Here is a 24,448-nt window from a genome sequence, read left to right on the forward strand (position 1 = left end):
GGGGTTCGGCCCACCGGTCCGCAGTAAACTCGGCACCATGACTGCTGCCACCTCATCGCACTCGACGAGCCTGATGGACTACGACGAGGTGATCTCCCGGTACGACCCCGTGCTGGGCATGGAGGTGCACGTCGAGCTCGGTACCGCCACCAAGATGTTCTGTGGGTGCCCCACCGAGTTCGGTGCCGAGCCCAACACCCAGGTGTGCCCGGTGTGCCTCGGCCTGCCGGGTGCGCTGCCGGTGGTCAACGCGGCTGCCGTCGAGTCCGCCATCCGGATCGGCCTCGCGCTGAACTGCTCCATCACGCCGTGGGGTCGGTTCGCGCGGAAGAACTACTTCTACCCGGACCAGCCGAAGAACTACCAGATCTCGCAGTACGACGAGCCGATCGCCACCGAGGGCTACCTCGACGTGGTGCTCGACGACGGGTCCACGTGGCGGGTCGACATCGAGCGCGCCCACATGGAGGAGGACACCGGCAAGTCGTTGCACGTCGGCGGCGCCACCGGTCGCATCGACGGAGCGAGTCACTCACTGCTGGACTACAACCGGGCCGGTGTGCCTCTCGTCGAGATCGTCACCAAGACCATCGAGGGCGCCGGCGACCGCGCGCCCGAGGTGGCCCGCGCCTACGTCACCGCGCTGCGGGAACTGATCCGCGAGCTCGGCGTGTCCGACGTGCGGATGGATCAGGGCTCGCTGCGGTGCGACGCCAATGTCTCGCTGATGGAGAAGGGCGCCACCGAGTTCGGCACCCGGACCGAGACCAAGAACGTCAACTCGCTCAAGAGCGTCGAGGTCGCCGTCCGCTACGAGATGCGCCGTCAGGCAGCAGTTCTCGCCGACGGCGGCGAGATCGTCCAGGAGACGCGGCACTTCCAGGAGGCCGACGGCAGCACGGCACCCGGTCGTAAGAAGGAGACCGCGGAGGACTACCGCTACTTCCCCGAGCCCGATCTCGAGCCGGTCGCCCCGGACGCCGCCTGGGTCGAGGAACTGCGCGCGACCATTCCCGAGGCGCCGTGGATCACCCGCGGGCGCATCCAGAAGGAGTGGGGCTGGTCCGATCTCGTCATGCGCGACGTCGTCAACGCCGATGCGCTCGGCCTCATCACCGCGACGGTCGACGCCGGTGCGACACCCGACGCCGCCCGCAGCTGGTGGGTGGCGTACCTGTCGCAGCAGGCCAACACCCGCGGCGTCGACCTCGCGGACCTGGCGATCACCCCGGTGCAGGTGGCCCGCGTCGCCGCGCTGGTCGCCGACCGCACACTCACCAACGCCAACGCCCGCAAGGTGGTCGACGGCGTCCTCGACGGTGAGGGTGACCCCGACGCTGTCGTCGAGGCACGCGGACTCGCTGTCGTGCAAGACGATTCGGCGCTCGAGACAGCCGTGTCCGAGGCGCTCGCGGCCAACCCCTCCGTCGCGGAGAAGATCCGCGGCGGCAAGGTGCAGGCCGCCGGTGCCATCGTCGGTGCCGTCATGAAGGCGACCAAGGGCCAGGCCGACCCCGCGCGAGTCAAGGAACTCGTCATCGCCGCCTGCAGCTAGAACGACCGGCCTCCGGCCTTCCCGCCGACCGACCGGCCTCCGGCCTTCCCGCCGACCGACCGGCCTCCGGCCTTCCCGCCGACCGACCGGCCTCCGGCCTTCCCGCTAGTCGCTCCCGCCGCCGCCGGCCGGCACCGGAACGATGACCACCCGGTCGTCGGTCGGAACGGGCTGGCCACCGTCCTTGTTCACGGTGGTCACCCACACCTGGCCCTGAGCGCCGAGCGACGCGCCGCGCAGCCGGCCGTAGCGGTCCTGTGCGGTGAGAGTCGGCGGCGTGGTGACGGCGTTGGTGTCGGGGTCGACGGGAACCAGAGCCAGCGCACGGGCCCCGGTCATCGACACCGCCACCGAGCCGGGTGCGGCAGCGCATCCGCCGACTCCCGGCTTGTCCGGCCACGTCCACACTGGACTGACGACGGCGCCCTCGGGCGTGATGCGGGAGAGCCGGTCCTCGGTGGCCGTCGCATCGGTCACCCAGGTGCTGCCCGTGGCGTCGATGCAGACGTCGCCGGCCCTGCCTATTCCGCTCATGACGACGCGGGGGGCCGAGGTGGAGTCGACGCGTGGGTCGGTGACGGCCAGGACCTTGCCGGCGAGGGACGACGGATTCGCCGCAGCGGTCGGATCGCCTCCGTCGCCGGTGATCACCCGGAGTTCGTCGGGGGAGGAGAAGTCGAGCGCACCCGAGCTGCTGGACCCGCGGGGGATGCCGGCGAGCACGGTCTTCGGGACGTCTCCTGCCGCGATGCGCACCACGCGGTTGTCGGTCGCCGTGGTGATGTACGCGTAGAGAAGACGGTCCTCGTCGTAGGTGGGGGACAGCGCGATGTCGAGAAGTCCGCCGTCGCCGTCACCGTCGACCGGGACGGTCACGACGGGTCGAGGTGTCTGGCCCGGAGCCACCTGGAAGACGGTCCCGGTACGACGCTCGCCGACCAGGGCCGATGCGCCGCCCGGGAGGACGACGAGCCCGGACAACGTGTCGAGGCAGGTCGCGACGACATTGGGGTCCGGATCCACGCAGGGACCGGCGGCAGGCGACGGCGGGGGCGGCGTGCTGGACCCCGGTGCGCCCGGTTCCACCGGTGCGATGTCGGCCGCGCCGAAGGTGGGTTCGGGGGAGAATTCCGTCGAGGCGGAGTCGTCGAACCGTGCGCATCCCGCGGAGGCCGTGACGATCGCCATCACCGCCGCTCCGAGCACGAACGATCGCCGGGCCGCGCGCCGAGTCCCACCCACTGTCATGAGATCCCACGGTACGGGTCGCGCCTGCGCCGGGAACGGGCCCGCCGCATCTACGCTGATGCACGTGAGTGAGAAGTCCGATGACACAGGCCGTTCCCCGTCCGGTTACGAGCCGGCGGCGAGTCCCTACGACCAGCCGACAGAGCGGATAGGCGGGGGCAGCGGATCACAGCTCCCGCGCACCGACGACGAGCTCGACGCCGACCGGTCGCGCACCGCGCATCCCACCGAGAAGCTGCCCAGCTACCCCGCTGACACCGCGGCGACGTCGAGCCGCACCGAACCCGCGTACGACGACAGCGCGACCCGCGCGATCCCGGTGACCGGCACGGATCGCACCGCGACGCCGGCCGAGGTGCGCCCCGAGGTGGTCCCGGACCGTCGCGGCACGCTCGATCTCGGACTGCTGATCCTGCGCGTGAGCGTCGGCGCGATCGTGCTGGTGCACGGTCTGCAGAAGCTCACGGGATGGTTCGACGGTCCCGGGCTCTCGGGCTTCCAGGAGATCGTGGCCGGGTCCGGCTACGACCAGGCACGTCTGCTGTCCATTCTCGGCGCGGTCGGCGAGGTCGCCGGCGGTGCGCTGCTGATTCTCGGACTGGCGACGCCGCTCGCCGGTGCCGCCGTGCTGGCCGTCATGATCAATGCCTGGCTCGTACGCCAGGTCGGCGAGCCGGGGCTGCAGTTCTTCGCCCCCACGGGTGTCGAGTACGAGACGCTGCTGGTGCTGGCCTCGGCGTCCATCATCCTCACGGGCCCGGGACGGATCGCCGTGGACGGCGGACGCGGCTGGGCACGCCGCCCCTTCATCGGGTCGTTCCTCGCATTGGCCATCGGCATCGGCGGCGCCGCGGCGCTGTGGATCTTCCTGAACGGCGCCGACCCCTTCGCCTGACCCGTGCGTCACCGTCGTTCAGGCACCGGGCTCGGGCTCGGCCGACTCGTCGCGAACGGGCTCCTCGACGGGCGAGGGGTCCGGCACCGCGCCGCCGCTCGCCGCGGAGAGCAGCGGGAGCTTGTCCACGGTCACGCCCGGCATCCGAACGGTCGAGCCGTCGTCGAGAGTCGCCTTGCCCCACCCGAGCTTCGGGAACAGCAGTCCCGTGACGGACGTCCACGGCACCGTCGTCGAGCGGAACGCCCGACGTGAGACGAACTGCTGCGGGGTGACCGTGGTGCGGACGCGGATGATCCAATAGCCCAGCAGAACCGGGAGCGCGAGCATCCACCCGAAGAGTTCCGGCGCGCCGACCACGGGGAACGTGACCCCGAACAGGAACAGCGCGACGCCGGACAGCGCCAGGGCCGGAATGCGGAACACCGCGGAGGCCGTGGGGGACACGTCGGGAGTGGGGCTCTCGGTGTGGGAGACTGTCACCGGTGGTTCGGACTGCTGCGAAGACGACACCCCTCCATCTTCGCACTGCATAACGCCATCCCACATAATGGGATCACGAGTTCGGTAAGTTTGACTGGCACCGCATCACGCGCCTAACGTCACACGCGTGAAGCGTGAAGAGTTCCTCGTAATCGGCAGGCGCGTCGTCGCCTGAGCCGAAACGTCTTCACGCTCAGCCACGACGCGCCACCCTCGTACAGCATCTGCTGGCGAGGGTTTTTTCTTGCCCGGATGAAGATCTAAGGAAGCACCAGTGAGCGCACCCACCGCCCGGCCCGGCCCGGCACCACGCAAGGCTCCGCCCGCCGCCGATCGCCCCACTCCGTCCGCGACGCCGCAGCGTCGTCCCCTTCCGCCCGAGCGCGTGACCGGAGCGAAGTCCGTCGTCCGCGCACTCGAGGAGCTCGAGGTCGACGTCGTCTTCGGCATTCCCGGTGGTGCCGTACTTCCCGTCTACGATCCGCTGCTCGACTCGGCGAAGGTCCGGCACGTGCTGGTGCGACACGAGCAGGGTGCCGGCCACGCCGCCACCGGCTACGCGCAGGCCACCGGCCGCGTGGGTGTCTGCATCGCGACCTCGGGTCCCGGCGCGACCAATCTGGTGACGCCGCTGGCCGATGCGCAGATGGACTCCGTCCCGGTCGTCGCCATCACCGGACAGGTCGGCCGTGGTCTGATCGGTACGGATGCCTTCCAGGAAGCCGACATCTCGGGCATCACGATGCCCGTCACCAAGCACAACTTCCTCATCACCGATCCGATCGACATCCCTCGCATGATCGCCGAGGCCTTCTATCTGGCGTCCTCCGGGCGTCCGGGTGCGGTGCTCGTCGACATCCCGAAGGACGTGCTGCAGGCACAGACCACGTTCTCGTGGCCGCCGGAGATGAAGCTGCCCGGCTACCGCCCGGTGACCAAGCCGCACGGCAAGCAGGTGCGTGAGGCAGCACGGCTCATCGCGGCCGCGAAGAAGCCGGTGCTGTACTGCGGCGGCGGCATCATCAAGTCGAACTCGTCGCCCGAGCTGCTCGAGTTGGCGGAGCTCACCGGCATCCCCGTCGTCACGACTCTGATGGCCCGGGGTGTCTTCCCGGACAGCCACGACCTGAACCTCGGCATGCCCGGTATGCACGGAACCGTCGCCGCGGTCGCCGCACTGCAGAAGAGCGATCTGCTCATCACGCTCGGCGCACGCTTCGACGATCGTGTGACCGGACAGCTCGACTCGTTCGCCCCCGAGGCGAAGGTGGTGCACGCGGACATCGATCCCGCCGAGATCGGCAAGAACCGGTTCGCCGACGTGCCGATCGTGGGTGACTGCCGCGAGGTCATCGTCGAACTGATCGAGGCGATCCGCGCGGACCAGGCCACCGGCACCGCGTTGGATCTCGCCGACTGGTGGACCTACCTCGACAACGTCCGACGCACGTACCCGCTGAGCTACGACCGACCGTCGGACGGCGCCATGTCACCCGAGTTCGTGATCCAGTCGATCGGCAAGTTCGCCGGGCCCGACGCGATCTACTGCGCCGGCGTCGGTCAGCACCAGATGTGGGCCGCTCAGTTCATCAGCTACGAGAAGCCGCGCACCTGGCTCAACTCCGGCGGACTCGGCACGATGGGCTACGCGGTCCCGGCCGCGATGGGCGCCAAGATGGGCCTGCCCGACACCGAAGTCTGGGCCATCGACGGTGACGGCTGCTTCCAGATGACCAACCAGGAGCTCGCGACCTGCGCGGTCGAGGGGATCCCGATCAAGGTCGCCGTCATCAACAACGGCAACCTCGGCATGGTGCGGCAGTGGCAGACGCTCTTCTACGAGGAGCGCTACTCCAACACCGAGCTCGGTACACACGGTGCCGTGCGCATCCCGGACTTCCTCAAGCTGGCCGAGGCGCTGGGCTGCGTCGGTCTTCGCTGTGAGCGCGAGGAGGACGTCGATGCGGTGATCGCGCAGGCGCGTGCGATCAACGACCGGCCCGTGGTCATCGACTTCATCGTCGGCAAGGACGCCCAGGTGTGGCCGATGGTCGCAGCGGGCACCGGCAACTCCGAGATCATGGCCGCCCGCGGCATCCGCCCGCTGTTCGACAACGACGAGGAAGCGGCTCAGGAGCCCGGCTCGGTCGGCGACGTCACCGAGGCGGCCCAGGGCGCGAATTCGAAAGGCATCGACCTGTGAGCACCAGTCACACCCTGAGCGTGCTCGTCGAGGACAAGCCGGGCGTGCTCGCACGTGTGGCGTCTCTGTTCTCGCGCCGCGGGTTCAACATCGCGTCCCTCGCGGTGGGCGGCACCGAGGTTCCCGAGATCTCGCGCATGACCATCGTCGTCACGGTCGACGAGTTCCCGCTCGAGCAGGTGACGAAGCAGCTGAACAAGCTCGTCAACGTCATCAAGATCGTCGAGCAGGAAGCCGACTCGTCGGTCGCGCGTGAACTCGTGCTCATCAAGGTCCGTGCCGACGCGAGCGTGCGGAGCGAGGTCATCGAGACGGTGAACCTGTTCCGCGCCAAGGTCATCGACGTCTCCCCGGAGGCAGTCACCGTCGAGGCGACCGGCACCCGCTCGAAGCTCGAGGCATTGCTCCGGATGCTCGACCCGTACGGTGTCCGCGAGATCGTCCAGTCCGGCGTCGTCGCGGTGGGTCGTGGACCGAAGTCCATCACCGCGTCCCGCTGATCACCCAACCCAGTAGTTTCGATTACCCGGTCACATGCGACCGGGACAGATGTAGGAGGAAACCACAGTGGCAGTCGAGATGTTCTACGACGACGATGCCGATCTCTCGATCATCCAGGGCCGCAAGGTCGCTGTGATCGGATACGGAAGCCAGGGCCATGCGCACTCGCTCAGCCTCCGCGATTCGGGCGTCGACGTCCGCATCGGCCTGAAGGAAGGCTCCAAGTCGCGTGACAAGGCTGCCGAGCAGGGCCTCGGCGTGGGCACGCCGGCGGAGGTCTCCGAGTGGGCCGACGTCATCATGCTGCTCGCTCCGGACACGGCCCAGGCGCAGATCTTCAAGGACGACATCGAGCCCAACCTCAAGGACGGCGACGCGCTGTTCTTCGGCCACGGTCTCAACATCCACTTCAAGCTGATCGAGGCCCCGGCCAACATCACCGTCGGCATGGTCGCCCCCAAGGGGCCCGGCCACCTCGTGCGTCGTCAGTTCGTCGACGGCAAGGGTGTCCCCGCCCTCATCGCCGTCGACCAGGATCCCAAGGGCGAGGGCCAGGCTCTCGCACTGTCCTACGCCCGCGGCATCGGCGGCACGCGCGCCGGCGTCATCAAGACCACCTTCAAGGAAGAGACCGAGACCGACCTCTTCGGCGAGCAGGCCGTGCTGTGCGGCGGCACCGAGGAGCTGGTGAAGACCGGCTTCGAGGTCATGGTCGAGGCCGGCTACGCGCCCGAGATGGCGTACTTCGAGGTCCTGCACGAGCTCAAGCTGATCGTCGACCTCATGTACGAGGGCGGCATCGCCCGCATGAACTACTCGGTGTCCGACACCGCGGAGTTCGGTGGCTACCTCTCCGGGCCGCGCGTCATCGACGCCGGCACCAAGGAGCGCATGAAGGCGATCCTGGCCGACATCCAGTCGGGCGAGTTCACCAAGCGCCTCGTCGCCAACGTCGAGAACGGCAACACCGAGCTCGAGGGCCTGCGCAAGCAGAACGCCGAGCACCCCATCGAGGTCACCGGCAAGAAGCTGCGCGACCTCATGAGCTGGGTCGACCGTCCCATCACCGAGACGGCCTGACCCTCGCATTCCTGACACGGGGCACCCGCGGTCGAGTTCGTCGACCTCGGGTGCCCTGCGTCGGGTCTCGGCTCGGCCACTAGGCTGACGCCCGCACGAATCCGGAACCACACCTCTTCTCCGTCACCTGATCAGGGAGTTCTCCACGTGAGCCAGCCAGGCCGCCCCGTCGTACTCATCGCCGACAAACTTGCGCAGTCCACCGTCGAGGCTCTCGGCGACGGTGTCGAGGTGCGGTGGGTGGACGGTCCGGACCGCCCGGCCCTCCTGGCCGCGGTTCCCGACGCGGACGCCATCCTGGTCCGCTCCGCGACCACGGTCGACGCCGAGGTGCTCGCTGCCGGAACGAAGCTCAAGATCGTCGCGCGCGCCGGAGTCGGCCTCGACAACGTCGACGTGCCCGCCGCCACCGAGCGCGGTGTGCTCGTGGTCAACGCCCCGACCTCCAACATCCACACGGCCGCCGAGCACGCGGTGACGCTGCTGCTCTCGGCTGCTCGCCAGATCCCCGCCGCCGACGCCACGCTGCGTCAGCACGAGTGGAAGCGCAGCAAGTTCAACGGTGTCGAGATCTTCGGCAAGACCGTCGGTGTGGTCGGGCTCGGCCGTATCGGTCAGCTCTTCGCGCAGCGTCTCGCCGCGTTCGAGACCCACATCATCGCCTACGACCCCTACGTCTCGCCGGCTCGTGCCGCGCAGCTTGGTATCGAGCTGGTCAGCCTCGACGAGCTCCTCGAGCGCGCCGACATGTTCTCCGTGCACCTGCCGAAGACTCCCGAGACCAAGGGTCTGATCGGCAAGGAGGCGCTCGCCCGGACCAAGAAGGGCGTCATCGTCGTCAACGCCGCTCGCGGTGGACTCGTCGACGAGCAGGCTCTCGCCGACGCGATCACCAGCGGCCACGTCTTCGCCGCGGGTATCGACGTCTACGCGAGCGAGCCCTGCACCGACAGCCCGCTGTTCGAGCTCCCGCAGGTCGTCGTCACCCCGCACCTCGGTGCGTCCACCACCGAGGCCCAGGACCGCGCCGGCACCGACGTCGCCAAGTCCGTCCTGCTCGCCCTCGCCGGCGAGTTCGTGCCCGACGCGGTGAACGTCTCCGGCGGCGCCGTGGGCGAGGAGGTCGCGCCGTGGCTCGACATCGTGCGGAAGCAGGGCGTCCTGCTCGGTGCCCTGTCGGACGAGCTCCCGACGTCGCTGTCCGTCGACGTGCGCGGTGAGCTGGCGTCCGAGGACGTCGACATCCTCAAGCTGTCGGCGCTGCGGGGACTGTTCTCCGCCGTCATCGAGGACGCGGTCACCTTCGTCAACGCACCGTCGCTCGCCGAGGAGCGTGGTGTCACGGCCGACGTGACCAAGGCCAGCGAGAGCCCCAACCACCGGAGCGTCGTCGACGTCCGTGCGGTCTACGGCGACGGGACCGTCGTCAACGTCGCGGGCACCCTCACCGGTCCCCAGCACGTGGAGAAGATCGTCAACATCAACGGCCGCAACTTCGATCTGCGCGCCGAGGGCAAGAACCTCATCGTGACGTACGACGACCGTCCCGGCTCGCTCGGACGCATCGGCACCGCCCTGGGCGACGCCGGTGTCGACATCGCCGCCGCGGCACTCAGCCAGGACGCGGAGGGCGGTGGCGCCACCATCCTGCTGCGCGTCGATCGTGATGTGGCGCAGGACGTTCGGGACGCCATCGCCGCCTCCGTGGGCGCGACGACCATCGAGCTGGTCGACCTGTCCTGATGTCGACGCCGAACGAGGGGACTTCGATGAAGCTGGGTGTCGTGGCCGGAGACGGCATCGGACCGGAGGTGGTGGCCGAGGCACTCAAGGTGCTCGAGGTGGTCGCGCCCGGTGCGGAGACCACGGAGTACGACCTGGGTGCACGGCGCTATCACGCGACGGGGGAGATCCTGCCGCCGTCGGTGCTCGAGGAGCTCCGCGGCCACGACGCCATCCTGCTCGGCGCCATCGGTGATCCGTCGGTGCCCAGCGGTGTGCTCGAGCGCGGATTGTTGCTGACCGCACGATTCGCGCTGGATCACCACATCAACCTGCGCCCGTCCAAGCTGTACCCGGGTGTCGTCGGTCCGTTGGCGGGCAACAAGCCGGTCGACATCGTCGTCGTGCGGGAGGGCACCGAGGGCCCGTACACGGGCAACGGCGGCGCCATCCGCGTCGGCACTCCGCACGAGGTCGCCACCGAGGTCAGCCTCAACACGCGGTTCGGTGTGGAGCGCGTGGTCCGTGACGGCTTCGCGCGAGCGATGGGTCGTCGCAAGCACGTGACCCTGCTGCACAAGACCAACGTGCTGGGGTTCGCGGGATCGCTGTGGAAGCGGACGGTCGACGAGGTCGCCGCCGAGTTCCCCGACGTCGAGGTGGCGTACCAGCACATCGACGCGGCGACGATCCACCTGGTGACCGACCCGGGCCGCTTCGACGTGATCGTCACCGACAATCTCTTCGGCGACATCATCACCGATCTCGCGGCCGCGGTCGCCGGTGGTATCGGTCTGGCCGCGAGCGCGAACATCGATGCGACGCGGACGAACCCGAGCATGTTCGAGCCCGTGCACGGCAGTGCGCCGGACATCGCCGGCAAGGGAATCGCCGATCCGACAGCCGCCATTCTGTCGGTGTCGCTCCTTCTCGCGCATCTCGGCGAGACCGAGGCGGCGGCGCGCGTCGAGTCCGCCGTCGCGCAGGACCTGGCGACGCGCACCGCCGGGGATCCGGGCACGACCGCGACGATCGGCGACCGGATCGCCTCACTGGTGTAGTCGGTCTCGCGCTTCTCGCGGAATGGTCGGTACCGCGAGAAGCGCGATCACCGCGGACACCCCGAACGCCACCGCATACGACGTGTGCGTGATCAGGGCGCCGAACACCGGGGGAACTGCCGACGCGGCGATGAACTGACTGGTGTTCTGGGCGCCGAGTGCCCGCCCGCTCCAGAACGGACCCGCCCGCTCGGCGACGGCGGTGAACGCCAGCCCGTTGGGTGACACCGTCGCCACCGACGCGACCACGAGAATCACCACCGACGCCGCGAGGCCGAGGGCGTCCGCCGACGCGAGCGCGGCCATTGCGGCCACGACGCCGACGGCGACCCACCGCATCGGTCCGAGTCTGCTGCCCACCCGGTCCGATACTGCGCCGGCGGCGATGCGTCCGCCCGCTCCGAGGATCTGCGAGACGGTGATGAGGACCCCGGCGGCTTCGGGGGACCACGCCCGCTGGTCGACGAGCCAGACGAGAGCGAACGTCCACACCACGTACTGCGGCACCACCAGCGCGACCGACGCGCCGTGAATGCGCCAGAGATCACGACGCCCGCGGTAGGGGTTGGCGAGGAGATCGGCACTGGAGGCGGCCGATCGGGAGGGCCGCGGCGGATCGAACACACCGGCGAGGCATGCGAGAGCCGCCAGGGCGGACGCGACCGCGGGAAGGAGCATCGCGGTCCCCACACCGTGATCGCGGGCGATACCGGGAATCAGCAACGCCGACAGCGCGACTCCGAGGGGAAGCGACATCTGCCGGACACCCATGGCCAGTCCGCGACGATGTGGAGGGAACCATCCGACGACCACGCGACCCGTGGCGGAGTTGACGCTGGCGGCAGCCATCCCGCCCAGGAGCAGGAAGACGGCCAGCGCGACCGTGGACTCCGTCGCGGCGGCGCAGAACGCGGCCACCGACGTCAGCACGGATCCGGCGATCAGGGACCGCCGTTCGCCGACGCGGTCGACGACGGCGCCCCACGCGAACAGCGTCAGGACGATGCCGGCCGTGGGCATCGCCACGACCAGGCCCGCCGACGCGAGTGAGAGTCCGCGCTGATCTCGAAGTGCGGGAATGAGGAACGCGGCGCCGTTCAAGAGCAGTGCCGTGGATGCGGTCGCGAGCATGCCGATCACGAGCATCGCCCACCGACCCGCCGTGGACGTGGTGTAGCGCTGGACGCGACTCATGCCGACTCCGTTCTCACTATGTGGGACATCATTCTCGAATGATGAACTCCCGGTCGCCGATGCTACCCCGTACTCGATCGTCGTTCGTCGCCCGCCGGTATCCGCCCGACGCCGCTCGATAGACTTCCGCCATGCGTCTTGGTCGAGTAGCGAGTCCCGACGGTGTTGCGTTCGTCGCCATTGAAGGCGACGGAGACGAGAGGACGGCGCGAGAGATCGCGGAACATCCCTTCGGCACACCGACCTTCACCGGCCGGAGTTGGCCTCTCGCCGATGTCCGCCTCCTGGCGCCCATTCTTGCCAGCAAGGTGATCTGCATCGGCAAGAACTACGCGGCGCATGCTGCGGAGATGGGCTCGGACGCACCCGAGGACCCGGTGATCTTCATCAAGCCCAACACGTCCATCGTCGGACCCGGTGCGAACATCGTGCGTCCGCCGACGTCGTCCGAGGTGCACTACGAAGGTGAGCTCGCGGTGGTCATCGGCCGCCCGTGCAAGGACGTCCCGGCCGCACGCGCTCTCGACGTGGTGCTCGGCTACACCGTCGCGAACGACGTCACGGCCCGCGACAACCAGCGCCACGACGGCCAGTGGACCCGCGCGAAGGGCTACGACACCTTCTGCCCGCTCGGCCCGTGGATCGAGACGTCCCTCGACGCCTCGGATCTCGCTCTGACCACGACGGTGGACGGCGCGGTGAAGCAGAACAGCCGCACCTCGCTCCTGTTGCACGACGTGCCGAAGATCATCGAGTGGATCTCGTCGGTGATGACCCTGCTTCCCGGCGACGTCATCCTGACCGGAACTCCCGAGGGAGTGGGTCCGATCGATGCGGGCGAGAGCGTGTCCGTCGAGATCGAGGGCATCGGCACCCTGACGAACCCGGTGGTGGACAAGTGACCGCCGCGAGTGTTCCCGCATCCGACGTCCGCGTCCGGTTCTGCCCGTCGCCCACGGGTACTCCGCACGTCGGGCTGGTGCGCACGGCTCTGTTCAACTGGGCCTTCGCCCGTCACCACGGTGGGACGTTCGTGTTCCGCATCGAGGACACCGACGCCGCGCGTGACTCCGAGGAGTCGTACCGGGCGCTGCTCGACGCGCTGCGGTGGCTCGGGCTCGACTGGGACGAGGGTCCCGAGGTGGGCGGGCCGTACGAGCCGTACCGGCAGTCGTTGCGCCGTGATCAGCACCTCGCCGTCGTCCGGCAACTCGTCGACGCGGGGGAGGCGTACGAGAGCTTCTCCACACCGGAGGAGGTGGAGGCGAGGCATCTCGCCGCCGGCCGAGATCCCAAGTTGGGCTTCGACAATCACGATCGGACGCTGACCGACGAGCAGCGGGAGGCCTTCCTCGCCGAGGGCCGCAAGCCCGTCGTTCGGCTACGCATGCCCGATCACGATCTGTCGTGGAACGACCTGGTGCGCGGGGAGACGACATTCCGCGCCGGCACCGTTCCGGACTTCGCGCTCACCCGCGGCAACGGTGTCCCGCTGTACACGTTGGTGAACCCCGTGGACGACGCGCTGATGAAGATCACGCACGTCCTGCGCGGTGAGGACCTGCTGTCCTCGACCCCGCGTCAGATCGCACTGTACGAGGCGTTGATACGAATCGGTGTGGCAGAACGGGTTCCGGAGTTCGGGCACCTTCCGTTCGTGATGGGGCAGGGCAACAAGAAGCTGTCGAAGCGCGACCCCGAGGCAGACCTCTTCCTGCACCGGGAGCGCGGATTCGTCCCGGAAGGTCTGCTCAACTACCTGGCCCTCCTCGGTTGGGGTTTCTCCGACGACCGGGACGTGTTCTCGCTCGACGAGATGGTCGGTGCCTTCGAGATCTCGACGGTCAATTCGAACCCGGCCCGCTTCGATCAGAAGAAGGCCGACGCCATCAATGCCGAGCACATCCGGTTGCTCGACCCGGCCGACTTCGCCGCGCGCCTGCGGACGTACTTCGAGACCCACGGCCACCCGGTCGAGGTGTCGGACACCGCTTTCGCCGAGGCCGCGGAACTGGTGCAGACCCGTATCGTCGTCCTGTCCGACGCATGGGGTCTCCTGAAGTTCCTGCTGGCCCCCACCGAGGAGTTCACGGTCGATCCGGCGTCGGCCGCGAAGAACCTGGGCGCCGACGCGGCACCCGTTCTGGATGCCACGCTGCGAGCCGTGGAGGGCACGGCGGACTGGACGGCCGAGGCCTTGGAGTCGGCTCTGAAGGTCGCGCTGATCGACGAGTTGGAGTTGAAGCCGCGCAAGGCGTTCGCGCCGGTGCGCGTGGCGGTCACCGGTTCCCACATCAGCCCACCGCTGTACGAGTCGATGGTGCTGCTGGGCCGGGAGCTGACGACGGCCCGTCTGCGGTCGGCCCGTGCATCGATCGTCTGAGGTGACTCGGGACTGTTCGGTGGAAGGGCTGAGGTCGGTGGAAGGGCTGGGGTCGGTGGAAGGGCTGGGGCGATGAGTGTCACCGATCGAATCGACAGGTTTCAGCAGCGGCACCCAGCCATGGGATTTCCGCTGGCCGTGTTCTACAAGTTCTTCGACGATCAGGGCGGGTACCTGGCAGCGCTCATCGCCTACTTCGGCTTCATCTCGCTGTTCCCTCTGCTGCTGCTCTTCTCGACCGTCCTGGGTATCGTCCTCGCCGGCAATCCTGAACTGCAGCAACAGATCATCGACTCGGCGATGAGTCAGATCCCGCTGATCGGCGACCAGCTCGGCCAACCCGAGGGGCTGAGCGGTGGAACGGGCGCCATCGTCATCGGCGTCCTGGGATCGCTCTACGGCGGACTGGGCGTCGCGGTGGCTGCACAGAATGCGATGAACGTCGCCTGGTCCGTGCCGAAGAACGATCGGCCCGATCCCATTCGGGCACGGGTGCGCGGCTTCGGTCTGTTGCTCACGGTCGGGACCGCTGTCATCGGCGTCACGATCCTGAACGGCTTCAACTCGGCCGGGTTCTTCGGCACGGTCGCTCAGGTGCTGGTCACGATCGCGGCGATCGTCCTCAACACCGCCACGTTCGTCGTGGCCTTCCGCCTGGGGACCACACGTGCGGTGAGCGTGCGCGACGTGCTTCCCGGCGCGTTGATCGGCGCGCTGCTGTGGCAGGCGCTGCAGTCGTTCGGTGGCCTGTACGTCCAGCGCGTCGTCGGCGGTGCGGACACCACCAACGGGGTGTTCGCGATCGTCCTGGGTCTGCTCGCGTTTCTCTACATCTCCTCGCTGGTGCTCGTGCTGTGCATCGAGGTGAACGTCGTACGGACCGACAGGTTGCACCCGCGGGCTCTGCTCACTCCCTTCACGGACAACGTCGAGCTGACCGACGGTGACCGGGACGCGTACACGGCGCAGGCAGAGGCGCAGCGGAGCAAGGGTTTCGAGGAGATCGAGGTCACCTTCGGTGAGCCCGACGGGCCGCAGTCGACCGATGCAGCGCGCTGACCAGCCGATTTGGTGAATTCGGCATGGTGTTTGGTAGTGTTCTCCACGGCTCGAAACGGCCCGGAGAACGCGTCCGGACCAGGCCATTGGGGTATGGTGTAATTGGCAACACAGCGGTTTCTGGTACCGCCATTCTAGGTTCGAGTCCTGGTACCCCAGCAGAGAAACACCCGATTTCGTCGGATGCTCTCGGCCGGTTATGCTCTTCCGGTTGCTCCACCTGATTCACAGATGAAGATCCTGGCCCCGTCGTCTAGCGGCCTAGGACGCCGCCCTCTCAAGGCGGTAGCGCGGGTTCGAATCCCGTCGGGGCTACAACACTCGAGGACCACCGCGATGCGGTGGTCCTCGAGTCGTTTGTCGAGTAGACCGAGTACCGCTCGGTTCTGTCCCGGTGGTGGCGCGTGACGCCGTGTCGTACGTTCACAGTGTGTCCTCACTACTCATCGCTGTTCCCGTCTACGGCCAGATCGACTACACCCACGCTGTGGTCCAGGATCTGCGACGCGAGAACGCCACCTTCGTGATCATCGACAACCGCGGTGACTACACCCCGCTCGCCGACGAGCGCGTCGTCACACCCGGCCGCAACCTCGGCTGGGCCGGCGGATCGAATCTGGGGTTCCGCATCGCCTTCAGCGACGGCCACACCCATGCGATGACCCTGAACAACGACACCAGGTTGTCCCGCGGGTTCCTCGACGCGGTGACCGACCCGCAGTTGCCGTCCGACGCGGCCATCGTCGTGCCCGTCTACGACGACGCGTACGGCCACCGAGACATGAAGACGACGTACTCCGGGCCGGCCGAGGACTACGTCCCGGTCGACCGGTACCGCAAGTGCTACGCGGTGGACGGGACGGCCATGACCATCTCGAAGGACGCCTGGCTCGCACTCGGCGGATACGACGAACGCAACTTCGGGTCCACGGGGTGGGGCGCGGACGTCGATTTCTGCATCCGCGCCGCAGCAGAGGGATTCGGCAGCTATGTCACCGAACGTGCCTTCATCAACCACTTCGGCCGAGCCACCGCCATCGAGATGATGGGCAACCGGAAGTACCTCGCCAAGTCCGCGGTGGGCATGGTGGGCGGTGTTCTACGCCTGCACCGGGGAAATGTGCGGAAGTGGCTCTCCACACCGCAGCCGACGGTGCACGAGTTCCGGTAGAGCAGTCTGCGCGCCCCCTCAGAGGCGTTTCTGCACGGCGTCTGCGGCAGCGAGAAGGTCGGCTGCCCAGCGCGCTCCGGGTCGGCGGCCCATCCGGTCGATCGGGCCGGACACGGAGATGGCGGCGACCACACGGTCGTCCCGCCCGCGGATCGGTGCGGCGACACTGGCGACGCCGGCTTCACGCTCGGCGGCGCTCTGTGCCCAACCGCGCTTGCGGACCTCCGCGAGCACTCGCTCACCGAAGGCGGCGTCGGGGAGGACGGCGCGCTGGAGCGCGGGATCGGCCCACGCGAGAAGCACCTTGGCGCCGGACCCGGCGGTGAGAGGGAGGCGGGCGCCGACGAGCACGGTGTCGCGCAGACCGGTGGGAGGTTCCATGGAGGCGACACACACGCGCACGGTGCCGTCGATCCGGTAGACCTGCACGCTCTCCCCGGTGATCTCGCGGAGCGTCGGCAGCACGGTGGCCGCGGCGTCGAGAAGAGGGTCCGCGGCGGTGTGCGCGAGTTCGGCGAGTGCCGGCCCGGGTCGCCACAGCCCGTCGGTGTCGCGGCTCAGCATGCGGTGCGTCTCGAGTCCGATGGCGAGCCGGTGCGCGGTGGCGCGGGGGAGCCCGGTGGCAGAACACAGGTCGGCGAGACTGCACGGTTCCAGCGACGCAGCCTGCAGAACGCTCATTGCTTTGTCCAGAACACCGATGCCGCTATGCTGTCCCATGTAGCGATACTAGCGTCTCACAACGTGAGATGGTGATCGTCGTCGTTCGAAAGGTGGAGTCATGGCAGCGAAGACCCTGGCGGAGAAGGTCTGGGATCAGCACGTCGTCGTTCGCGGCGGTGGTGAGGGAGATGCGACCAAGCCGGATCTCGTCTACATCGATCTCCACCTGGTTCACGAGGTCACCAGTCCGCAGGCCTTCGACGGACTGCGCCTGGCGGGACGACCCGTGCGACGCCCCGATCTGACCATCGCGACCGAGGACCACAATGTCCCGACGGTCGACATCGACCAGCCGATCGCGGATCTCGTCTCCCGGACGCAGGTGGACACCCTGCGGCGCAACTGCGAGGAGTTCGGCATCCGCCTGCACTCGATGGGCGACATCGAGCAGGGCATCGTGCACATCATCGGGCCTCAGCTCGGCCTGACGCAGCCGGGAACCACCGTCGTGTGCGGCGACAGCCACACCTCGACGCACGGTGCCTTCGGCGCTCTCGCGATGGGTATCGGCACCAGCGAGGTCGAGCACGTGCTGGCGACCCAGACACTGTCGTTGCGACCTTTCAAGACCATGTCGGTCACGGTGGACGGCGAGCTCGGTGACGACGTCGGCAGCAAGGACCTCATCCTGGCGGTCATCGCTCAGATCGGTACGGGCGGTGGGCAGGGCTACGTCATCGAGTACCGCGGCGAGGCCATCCGGACGATGTCGATGGAAGCGCGGATGACCATCTGCAACATGTCCATCGAGGCGGGCGCACGCGCGGGCATGATCGCCCCCGACGAGATCACGTTCGACTACATCAAGGGTCGGCCGCACGCTCCCTCCGGTGAGCTGTGGGAGCAGGCCGTCGCCGACTGGTCGACGCTCGTCACGGACGACGGTGCGGTCTTCGACAAGGAAGTGCGTATCGACGGCTCCGCGCTGACCCCGTTCGTCACGTGGGGCACGAATCCGGGCCAGGGCGCGCCCCTCAGTGCGTCGGTACCCGATCCGGCCGAGATCCTCGACGAGGGCGAGAGCCAGTCCGCCGAGAAGGCGCTCACCTACATGGGTCTCGAGCCGGGCACGCCGTTGCGCGACATCGCGGTCGACACCGTCTTCCTCGGGTCCTGCACCAACGGTCGCATCGAGGATCTCCGTGTGGCAGCGAAGATCTTGGACGGTCGTACCGTTGCCGACGGTGTGCGCATGCTCGTCGTTCCCGGGTCGATGCGGGTGCGCGCACAGGCGGAGGACGAAGGACTGGGCGCGATCTTCACTGCCGCAGGCGCGGAATGGCGCCAGGCGGGCTGCTCGATGTGTCTCGGAATGAATCCCGATCAGCTCGCTCCGGGTGAGCGATCGGCCTCGACGTCGAACCGCAACTTCGAAGGGCGCCAGGGCAAGGGCGGCCGTACACACCTCGTCTCGCCGGCTGTCGCCGCCGCCACCGCGGTGCGTGGACGGTTGTCGGCTCCCGCCGATCTCGGCTGAGTCCACCGAGAACCCTTCCGCCCCGTCCCTCGTACGCCCCGTCAGGAGCTCGTCATGGAATCGTTCACCACGCACACCGGAATCGGTGTCCCGCTGCGCCGCAGCAACGTCGACACCGACCAGATCATCCCCGCCGTGTACCTCAAGCGCGTGACCCGAACAGGTTTCGAGGACGGGCTCTTCGCGGGGTGGCGCACCGATCCCGGATTCGTCCTCAACACCCCGCCGTTCGACAAGGGTTCGGTCCTCGTCGCTGGTCCCGATTTCGGTACCGGGTCCTCGCGGGAGCACGCCGTGTGGGCACTCTCCGACTACGGATTTCGGGCCGTGATCGCGTCCAGATTTGCCGATATCTTCCGCGGCAACGCCGGAAAGGCGGGTCTGCTGGCCGCCGTTGTCGAGCAATCGGATGTGGAACTGCTGTGGAAATTGCTCGACGAGCGCCCCGGGACGGAACTCACCGTCGACCTCGAGACGAAGACGATCAGCGCCGGAACACTGGTGGTGCGCTTCGATATTGACGACTACACGAGGTGGCGTCTGCTGGAGGGCCTGGACGACGTCGCGTTGACGTTACGCCAGGTAGAAGCCATTTCCGAGTTCGAGAAGTCGCGTCCGGAATGGAAGCCGACGACACTTCCGGCGCCTGATCAGGCTCGGTGATTCCGGGCCGAAAAGGCCCTTCCCGCGACACTCATTGTGGCTGCGACGATTACAGCCGAACAGACTGTTTTGGCGTGGCTCGTGGACTCGTGCGCATTTCCGGTTTACCGTGGTACTCAGTCGGTCCGACGACGGGCCAATCAGTATGCGGAGGAATCACCGATGAACAAGGCAGAACTGATCGACGCCCTGACCGAGAAGACAGGCGCGGATCGCCGGAGCGCCACGGACGCTGTCGAGAACATCGTCGACATCATCGTGCGCGCCGTGCACCGTGGCGAGTCGGTCACCATCACCGGCTTCGGTGTCTTCGAGCAGCGCCGCCGCGCCGCGCGCGTCGCTCGTAACCCGCGCACCGGCGAGACCGTCAAGGTCAAGCCGACGTCCGTCCCCGCGTTCCGTCCCGGCGCGCAGTTCAAGGCAGTCATCGCCGGTGGCCAGAAGCTGTCCGCCACGGGCCCCGCCGTGAAGCGTGGCGCCTCCGCAGCCCCCGCGAAGAAGACTGCGGCAGCGAAGAAGACGGCAGCGGCGAAGAAGACCGCGGCCAAGGCTCCGGCGAAGGCGGCGACCAAGGCTCCCGCGAAGACGGCAGCCAAGAAGACCACCGCCACCAAGGCACCGGCGAAGACGGCAGCCAAGAAGACCACCGCCACCAAGGCACCGGCCAAGACGGCAGCCAAGAAGACCACCGCCACCAAGGCACCGGCCAAGACGGCAGCCAAGAAGACCACCACGGCCGCCGCGAAGAAGACCACGGCGACGAAGGCACCGGCCAAGACGGCAGCCAAGAAGACCACCCCGGCCAAGAAGGCCGCGCCCGCCAAGAAGGCGCCCGCCAAGAAGGCTCCGGCGAAACGTACTGCACGCAAGTAACGTTCCCGTACGACGCGATGGAGCCCCGGACCAATGGTCCGGGGCTCCTTCGTGTTCGTGTCAGTTCAGTCGTGTCGGCAGTTCAGTCGTGCCGGCTACGCGGGAGTGGCGAGTCGGTGTAGTCGGCCGCCACCAGCACACCACCGACGAAGCTGAGCACCCACATGCTGGCCTTACGCGACCGGGTGCGGGAGAGCTCGACGCCGTCGCTGTCGGCCCACCACTCCATCAGGTTCGGAATCACCTTGCCCTGACTGCAGATGACCGGGACGCCGGACGACGAGGCGACGATCTCGCGTGCGCGCTGATGTCCCTGATCGGGGTCCTGTGCGTACCCCTCCTCGGTCAGAGTGGGTTCCAGTTCGAGGTCGACACCGACGGACTCGGCCCACGGCGCGATGGTCTGGACACACCGAGCTCGCTCGGCGGTGAATCCGTCGGTGCCGCCGTAGGCCTGGATCAGCGGAACCAGTGCGGCTGCCTGACGGACACCGACACTGTCGAGTGGCCGCTCGGCATCGTCTCCCTTGTAACGGGCCTTGCTCCCCGCCCTGGCATGGCGCACCAGCACCGCGGTGCTCGTCGGTACCGGGTGCTGCGCGAAGCGGCCCACGACGTCGCGGTCGGCCTCGTAGGTCGCGAGATCGCGGGCCTCGGCGGGAGTCAGCCATCGCAGTTCGTCGACCTCCTCGTTGACCGCGAACTCGCCGTCCACGACGCGTGCTGCCCAGTAGTCGACATGCTTGGTCTTCTTCGAGCGCGGGAGCGGGTAGGTGGTGGTACCGAGACCGTGTCCGAGAACGCACCGGAAGCCGGTCTCCTCCCGCACTTCTCGAACCGCGGCGACTGCGGGTACCTCGTCGGCCTCGACCTTGCCCTTGGGAAGGGACCAGTCGTCGTAGCGCGGTCGATGCACCAGCGCCACCATCGGCTCGTCGCCCTGAGGCGCCGGCCGCCACAGCACCGCACCCGCGGCCAGGACCGGATCAGGAGTCTTCGATGCGCGTGAGCTGCTCACCGACCCGCCTCACGAACCGGTGTAGCGACGCTGGCGCATGAGGGACACCTGGTGATCCCGCACCGTCTCGCCGCTCGCGGGGGACGCCGTCCAGGCGCCGTCGGACTGCAGTACCCAGCAGCGCGTCGTGACGTCCATGGCCGAGTCGAGCATGGAGTTCAACTGACCCGACAGCTTCGGATCCTTCACCTGAGCCATGACCTCCACGCGTCGATCGAGGTTGCGGTGCATCATGTCCGCGCTGCCGATCCAGAACTGGTCGATCGCCTCGAAGTGCAGTACGCGAGAGTGTTCGAGGAACCGTCCGAGAATCGACCGCACCTGAATGTTCTCGCTGAGACCCGGCACGCCCGGCTTGAGCGCGCAGATGCCACGCACGACCACCTCGACCTGGACGCCCTCGGTGGATGCCCAGTACAGAGCATCGATCACCTGCTCGTCGACGAGTGCGTTGGCCTTCAGGCGGATCCGGGCCTTCGCGCCGTCCTTGTGCGCACGCACCTCGGCCTCGATGCGCTCGATGATTCCCGCTCGCACACCGAACGGCGCGACGAGAAGGTTCCGATACTGCTCCTTGCGTGAGTAGCCGGTGAGCGAGTTGAACAGGTCGGTGAGGTCGGCACCGATCTCGTCGGCGGCCGTGATCAGACCCACGTCCTCGTACAGACGGGCGGTCTTGGGGTTGTAGTTGCCGGTGCCGATGTGGCAGTACCGGCGGATGGTGTCGCCTTCGCGGCGGACGACCAGGCACGTCTTGCAGTGGGTCTTGAGTCCGACCAGTCCGTAGACCACGTGGACGCCGGCCTGCTCCAGCTTGCGCGCCCAGGCGATGTTGGCCTGTTCGTCGAAGCGCGCCTTGATCTCCACGAGGGTCACGACCTGCTTGCCGGCTTCCGCCGCGGCGATGAGTGCGTTGACGATGGGGGAGTCGCCCGATGTTCGATAGAGCGTCTGCTTGATGGCGAGGACGTGCGGATCCGCCGCGGCCTGCTCGATGAAGCGCTGCACGCTGGTGGAGAACGAGTCGTACGGGTGATGCAGCAGCACGTCCCCGTCCCGCAGCGTGGAGAAGATCGACTTGGGAGTCTCCCGTTCGCCGAAGGCGGGGTGCGTCGCCGGCACGAACGGGGCGTCCTTCAGCACGGGCTTGTCGACGCCGTAGAGCTGCATGAGGCACGACAGATCGAGCAGTCCCGGCACCTGGATGACGTCGCCGGGATCGACGTCCAACTCGCGCAGCAGCAGGCTGAGCATGTGGTCGGTCATGTCGTCCGCGACCTCGAGGCGCACGGGAGATCCGAAACGACGGCGGGCGAGTTCGCGCTCGAGGGCCTGCAGGAGGTCCTCGTCCCGGTCCTCCTCCACCTCGAAATCGGCGTTGCGCGTGATCCGGAAGGCGTGGTGCTCGGCGATCTGCAGTCCGGGGAACAGGACGTCGAGATGCGCCGCGATGAGCTCCTCCATGGGAAGGAACGCGGGGACGGCGCCGACGTCGCCCCGGTGCAACTGCACGAACCGATCGACGTTGTCCGGCACCTTGACCCTGGCGAAATGCTCGCCGCCTGTGGTCGAGTCCTTCACCGTGACAGCAAGATTGAGGCTCAGGCCGGAGATATACGGGAACGGGTGGGCCGGATCCACCGCCAGCGGGGTGAGGACGGGGAACACCTGCTCGGTGAAATACCGTGTCAGACGGGTCCGCTCGTCGGAGGTGACCTCCGACCACCGGATGACCGAGATCCCCTCGTTCGCCAGCTCCGGCAGGATGCGGTCGATGAAGGTGCGGGCGTGACGGTCGGCGATCTCCTGGGTGCGCCGGGCGATCAACGACAGTTGCTCGCGGGGGGAGAGACCGTCGGCGGAGCGGACGGACAGTCCGGTCTCGTCGCGACGCTTGAGGCCGGCCACCCGCACCATGTAGAACTCGTCGAGGTTGCTGGCGAAGATGGCGAGGAACTTCGCCCGCTCGAGCAGCGGCAGCGACGAGTCCTCCGCGAGTGCCAGCACCCGTGAGTTGAAGTCGAGCCAGCTCAACTCGCGGTTGAGATAGCGGTCCTCCGGGAGCAGGTCCACCGGCACCGCGGTGTCCGATGTCGCGGCCGGCGGTGCCGTCGGTGCGGAGGGTGCGCGGCTGGCCAACGGCGCGCTCCACTCACCGTCGACGGCGTCACCGGGTGCTGCGGAACTCGTGGGGGCCCCGGAACGGGAAGGGGCGTCGGTCGGATTCTCGGTCGCCTCGTTGGTCACGCGTCGATCATCCCTCACGCGGGCCGGGCGCGAGTAGTCGACCGCGTGCGAATTCGCGACAGGCCTCGCCCGAGCGCGGTCAGCGTGTGGCGGTCCAGCCGAGCTCGGCGAGCACCGCGGCGGTGTGCGGCCCGACGCCCAGGTCGAGGGCGGCGCGGACGTCGTCCGCAGTGTCCACGTCCAGACGCAGACCGGGCCAGGTGCCGCGGAGGGGGAACGCCCCCGAATCGACGTGGCGTGAGGCCGAATCGGGACCGAACCGTGGCTCGAGGCGCCGGGGCCGACCCCGGACGATCAACGCCGACGTTCCGGTGCCGGTGTGATCGATCACCACCGAGCGGGTGTCCGGGGGAGCGGCGGCGTAGGCCTCGATCAGTTCCGCGGTGCGCAGGGCGGGGAGGTCGGCCTGCAGCGCGATCACGTCGCCGCCGTGGGCATCGTTGATCGCGTCGTCCGCTGCGGACAGGGCGCGATTGAGACGCTCGACGGTGGTGGCGGCGCCCGACTCGGGTTCGGACACCGTGTGTCCGCCGAGGGCGATCGCGACGCGGGCGACGCGGGCGTCCGGCGTGACGACCGACCATCCCGTGACGACGTCCGCGGCCGCGGCTGCGGACGCGGTGTCGCGCAACATCGCCAACACGAGTTCGGCGCGTTCGTCGCCGGGGAAGGTCGTGGACAGTCTGCTCTTCGCGTCGACGAGGTTCTTCACCGCGAGCACGAGATGGACACCGCGCCGCGGCGCGGTGTCGGTCGGAGGTCGACTGGGCGTGCTCATGACCGTCGATCCTGCCAGCAGTCATTACCGCCGACTTCGTTCGGCAGGCCTCCGACATCGCTACTGTGAGCCGCCAGGGCTGCCGAGCGGGCGACGGCCTCGTGTCGATCGAGG

At 68.1% G+C, this 24,448-nt stretch carries 21 protein-coding genes and 2 tRNA genes; 16 read left to right on the plus strand and 7 right to left on the minus strand.

Annotation, left to right across the window (positions count from 1 at the left end):
* The first annotated feature begins 37 nt into the window (after positions 1 to 37).
* A complete protein-coding gene (gatB, locus tag HQ325_RS19345) occupies positions 38 to 1,555 on the plus strand; it encodes an Asp-tRNA(Asn)/Glu-tRNA(Gln) amidotransferase subunit GatB (protein ID WP_222631834.1) in 1,518 nt (505 codons plus the stop codon).
* Positions 1,556 to 1,660: 105 nt separating this feature from the next.
* Here the strand turns inward: gatB and HQ325_RS19350 are convergent, their stop codons facing one another.
* Positions 1,661 to 2,803, minus strand: a complete 1,143-nt coding sequence (locus HQ325_RS19350; RefSeq protein ID WP_222631836.1) for a PQQ-dependent sugar dehydrogenase — start codon at positions 2,801 to 2,803, stop codon at positions 1,661 to 1,663.
* Between the two features lie 64 nt (positions 2,804 to 2,867).
* On the opposite strand from HQ325_RS19350, the gene HQ325_RS19355 reads away from it, so the two are divergent.
* Positions 2,868 to 3,698 (plus strand): DoxX family protein, encoded by an 831-nt coding sequence (locus HQ325_RS19355; protein ID WP_308117869.1) that lies wholly within the window; start codon positions 2,868 to 2,870, stop codon positions 3,696 to 3,698.
* Positions 3,699 to 3,716: 18 nt separating this feature from the next.
* Here HQ325_RS19355 and HQ325_RS19360 read toward each other — a convergent pair whose 3' ends face one another.
* Positions 3,717 to 4,181 (minus strand): PH domain-containing protein, encoded by a 465-nt coding sequence (locus HQ325_RS19360; protein WP_222631840.1) that lies wholly within the window; start codon positions 4,179 to 4,181, stop codon positions 3,717 to 3,719.
* 274 nt (positions 4,182 to 4,455) lie between these two features.
* Here HQ325_RS19360 and HQ325_RS19365 point away from each other — a divergent pair, with 274 nt between their 5' ends.
* The 5 genes from HQ325_RS19365 (at position 4,456) to HQ325_RS19385 (ending at position 10,748) form a co-directional block, all read left to right on the plus strand.
* Positions 4,456 to 6,384 (plus strand): acetolactate synthase large subunit, encoded by a 1,929-nt coding sequence (locus tag HQ325_RS19365; RefSeq protein WP_222631842.1) that lies wholly within the window; start codon positions 4,456 to 4,458, stop codon positions 6,382 to 6,384.
* The gene (ilvN, locus tag HQ325_RS19370) at positions 6,381 to 6,884 is read left to right on the plus strand and encodes an acetolactate synthase small subunit (RefSeq protein ID WP_027507015.1); all 504 of its coding nucleotides are present in this window, start codon (positions 6,381 to 6,383) and stop codon (positions 6,882 to 6,884) included. Before HQ325_RS19365 ends, ilvN begins: the two co-directional genes overlap by 4 nt.
* A 79-nt stretch (positions 6,885 to 6,963) precedes the next feature.
* Positions 6,964 to 7,965, plus strand: a complete 1,002-nt coding sequence (gene ilvC / locus HQ325_RS19375) for a ketol-acid reductoisomerase (RefSeq protein WP_027507014.1) — start codon at positions 6,964 to 6,966, stop codon at positions 7,963 to 7,965.
* A gap of 147 nt (positions 7,966 to 8,112) precedes the next feature.
* Positions 8,113 to 9,708, plus strand: coding sequence for a phosphoglycerate dehydrogenase (serA, locus tag HQ325_RS19380; protein WP_056445463.1), 1,596 nt, complete (start codon positions 8,113 to 8,115; stop codon positions 9,706 to 9,708).
* A gap of 26 nt (positions 9,709 to 9,734) precedes the next feature.
* Positions 9,735 to 10,748 (plus strand): 3-isopropylmalate dehydrogenase, encoded by a 1,014-nt coding sequence (locus HQ325_RS19385; RefSeq protein ID WP_056446202.1) that lies wholly within the window; start codon positions 9,735 to 9,737, stop codon positions 10,746 to 10,748.
* Here the strand turns inward: HQ325_RS19385 and HQ325_RS19390 are convergent.
* Complete coding sequence (locus HQ325_RS19390) at positions 10,737 to 11,942, minus strand: MFS transporter (RefSeq protein ID WP_222631844.1); 1,206 nt, start codon at positions 11,940 to 11,942, stop codon at positions 10,737 to 10,739. The genes HQ325_RS19385 and HQ325_RS19390 overlap by 12 nt on opposite strands.
* A 131-nt stretch (positions 11,943 to 12,073) precedes the next feature.
* On the opposite strand from HQ325_RS19390, the gene HQ325_RS19395 reads away from it, so the two are divergent.
* The 6 genes from HQ325_RS19395 (at position 12,074) to HQ325_RS19420 (ending at position 16,555) form a co-directional block, all read left to right on the plus strand.
* Positions 12,074 to 12,844 (plus strand): fumarylacetoacetate hydrolase family protein, encoded by a 771-nt coding sequence (locus HQ325_RS19395; protein ID WP_222631846.1) that lies wholly within the window; start codon positions 12,074 to 12,076, stop codon positions 12,842 to 12,844.
* Positions 12,841 to 14,325 carry a glutamate--tRNA ligase gene (gene gltX / locus HQ325_RS19400; protein ID WP_222631848.1) on the plus strand — a complete coding sequence of 495 codons (1,485 nt, stop codon included), beginning with the start codon at positions 12,841 to 12,843 and terminating at the stop codon, positions 14,323 to 14,325. Before HQ325_RS19395 ends, gltX begins: the two co-directional genes overlap by 4 nt.
* Positions 14,326 to 14,397: 72 nt before the next feature.
* Entirely contained in the window at positions 14,398 to 15,384 is a 987-nt protein-coding gene (locus HQ325_RS19405) for a YihY/virulence factor BrkB family protein (RefSeq protein WP_222631850.1), read from the plus strand.
* An 87-nt stretch (positions 15,385 to 15,471) separates the two neighbouring features.
* Positions 15,472 to 15,543, plus strand: a tRNA-Gln gene (locus tag HQ325_RS19410).
* Between the two features lie 83 nt (positions 15,544 to 15,626).
* Positions 15,627 to 15,699: transfer RNA gene (locus tag HQ325_RS19415), tRNA-Glu, on the plus strand.
* 115 nt (positions 15,700 to 15,814) lie between these two features.
* Positions 15,815 to 16,555 (plus strand): glycosyltransferase family 2 protein, encoded by a 741-nt coding sequence (locus HQ325_RS19420; RefSeq protein WP_222631852.1) that lies wholly within the window; start codon positions 15,815 to 15,817, stop codon positions 16,553 to 16,555.
* An 18-nt stretch (positions 16,556 to 16,573) separates the two neighbouring features.
* Here HQ325_RS19420 and HQ325_RS19425 read toward each other — a convergent pair whose 3' ends face one another.
* Positions 16,574 to 17,275, minus strand: a complete 702-nt coding sequence (locus HQ325_RS19425) for an IclR family transcriptional regulator (protein WP_222631854.1) — start codon at positions 17,273 to 17,275, stop codon at positions 16,574 to 16,576.
* Positions 17,276 to 17,336: 61 nt separating this feature from the next.
* Here HQ325_RS19425 and leuC point away from each other — a divergent pair, with 61 nt between their 5' ends.
* The 3 genes from leuC (at position 17,337) to HQ325_RS19440 (ending at position 20,291) form a co-directional block, all read left to right on the plus strand.
* Complete coding sequence (leuC, locus tag HQ325_RS19430; RefSeq protein ID WP_222631856.1) at positions 17,337 to 18,755, plus strand: 3-isopropylmalate dehydratase large subunit; 1,419 nt, start codon at positions 17,337 to 17,339, stop codon at positions 18,753 to 18,755.
* A gap of 54 nt (positions 18,756 to 18,809) precedes the next feature.
* Positions 18,810 to 19,418: a 3-isopropylmalate dehydratase small subunit gene (leuD, locus tag HQ325_RS19435; protein WP_222631858.1), complete on the plus strand. Its 609-nt coding sequence runs from the start codon at positions 18,810 to 18,812 to the stop codon at positions 19,416 to 19,418.
* 162 nt (positions 19,419 to 19,580) lie between these two features.
* Positions 19,581 to 20,291: an HU family DNA-binding protein gene (locus tag HQ325_RS19440; RefSeq protein ID WP_027507003.1), complete on the plus strand. Its 711-nt coding sequence runs from the start codon at positions 19,581 to 19,583 to the stop codon at positions 20,289 to 20,291.
* 82 nt (positions 20,292 to 20,373) lie between these two features.
* On the opposite strand, the gene HQ325_RS19445 is transcribed toward HQ325_RS19440, so the two are convergent.
* The 3 genes from HQ325_RS19445 to cofC all read right to left on the minus strand — a co-directional run bounded on the left by HQ325_RS19445 (position 20,374) and on the right by cofC (position 24,334).
* Positions 20,374 to 21,309, minus strand: a complete 936-nt coding sequence (locus tag HQ325_RS19445) for an NUDIX hydrolase (RefSeq protein ID WP_308014662.1) — start codon at positions 21,307 to 21,309, stop codon at positions 20,374 to 20,376.
* Positions 21,310 to 21,318: 9 nt separating this feature from the next.
* Entirely contained in the window at positions 21,319 to 23,448 is a 2,130-nt protein-coding gene (locus HQ325_RS19450; RefSeq protein ID WP_261778744.1) for an RNA degradosome polyphosphate kinase, read from the minus strand.
* Positions 23,449 to 23,635: 187 nt separating this feature from the next.
* On the minus strand, positions 23,636 to 24,334 hold the full coding sequence (gene cofC / locus HQ325_RS19455; protein WP_222631862.1) for a 2-phospho-L-lactate guanylyltransferase: 699 nt from the start codon (positions 24,332 to 24,334) through the stop codon (positions 23,636 to 23,638).
* Positions 24,335 to 24,448: the final 114 nt, after the last annotated feature.

The sequence above is a fragment of the Rhodococcus sp. BP-349 genome, from assembly GCF_019835845.1.
Taxonomy (GTDB): Bacteria; Actinomycetota; Actinomycetes; order Mycobacteriales; family Mycobacteriaceae; genus Rhodococcoides.

Bases quoted from the DNA above. Each gene is read 5' to 3' on its own strand.
- gatB (WP_222631834.1), top strand. From the start codon at position 38: ATGACTGCTGCCACCTCATCGCACTCGACGAGCCTGATGGACTACGAC.
- HQ325_RS19350 (WP_222631836.1), bottom strand. From the start codon at position 2,803: ATGACAGTGGGTGGGACTCGGCGCGCGGCCCGGCGATCGTTCGTGCTC.
- ilvC (WP_027507014.1), top strand. From the start codon at position 6,964: ATGTTCTACGACGACGATGCCGATCTCTCGATCATCCAGGGCCGCAAG.
- HQ325_RS19385 (WP_056446202.1), top strand. From the start codon at position 9,735: ATGAAGCTGGGTGTCGTGGCCGGAGACGGCATCGGACCGGAGGTGGTG.
- HQ325_RS19390 (WP_222631844.1), bottom strand. From the start codon at position 11,942: ATGAGTCGCGTCCAGCGCTACACCACGTCCACGGCGGGTCGGTGGGCG.
- HQ325_RS19395 (WP_222631846.1), top strand. From the start codon at position 12,074: ATGCGTCTTGGTCGAGTAGCGAGTCCCGACGGTGTTGCGTTCGTCGCC.
- HQ325_RS19405 (WP_222631850.1), top strand. From the start codon at position 14,398: ATGAGTGTCACCGATCGAATCGACAGGTTTCAGCAGCGGCACCCAGCC.
- HQ325_RS19425 (WP_222631854.1), bottom strand. From the start codon at position 17,275: ATGGGACAGCATAGCGGCATCGGTGTTCTGGACAAAGCAATGAGCGTT.
- leuC (WP_222631856.1), top strand. From the start codon at position 17,337: ATGGCAGCGAAGACCCTGGCGGAGAAGGTCTGGGATCAGCACGTCGTC.
- leuD (WP_222631858.1), top strand. From the start codon at position 18,810: ATGGAATCGTTCACCACGCACACCGGAATCGGTGTCCCGCTGCGCCGC.
- HQ325_RS19440 (WP_027507003.1), top strand. From the start codon at position 19,581: ATGAACAAGGCAGAACTGATCGACGCCCTGACCGAGAAGACAGGCGCG.
- cofC (WP_222631862.1), bottom strand. From the start codon at position 24,334: ATGAGCACGCCCAGTCGACCTCCGACCGACACCGCGCCGCGGCGCGGT.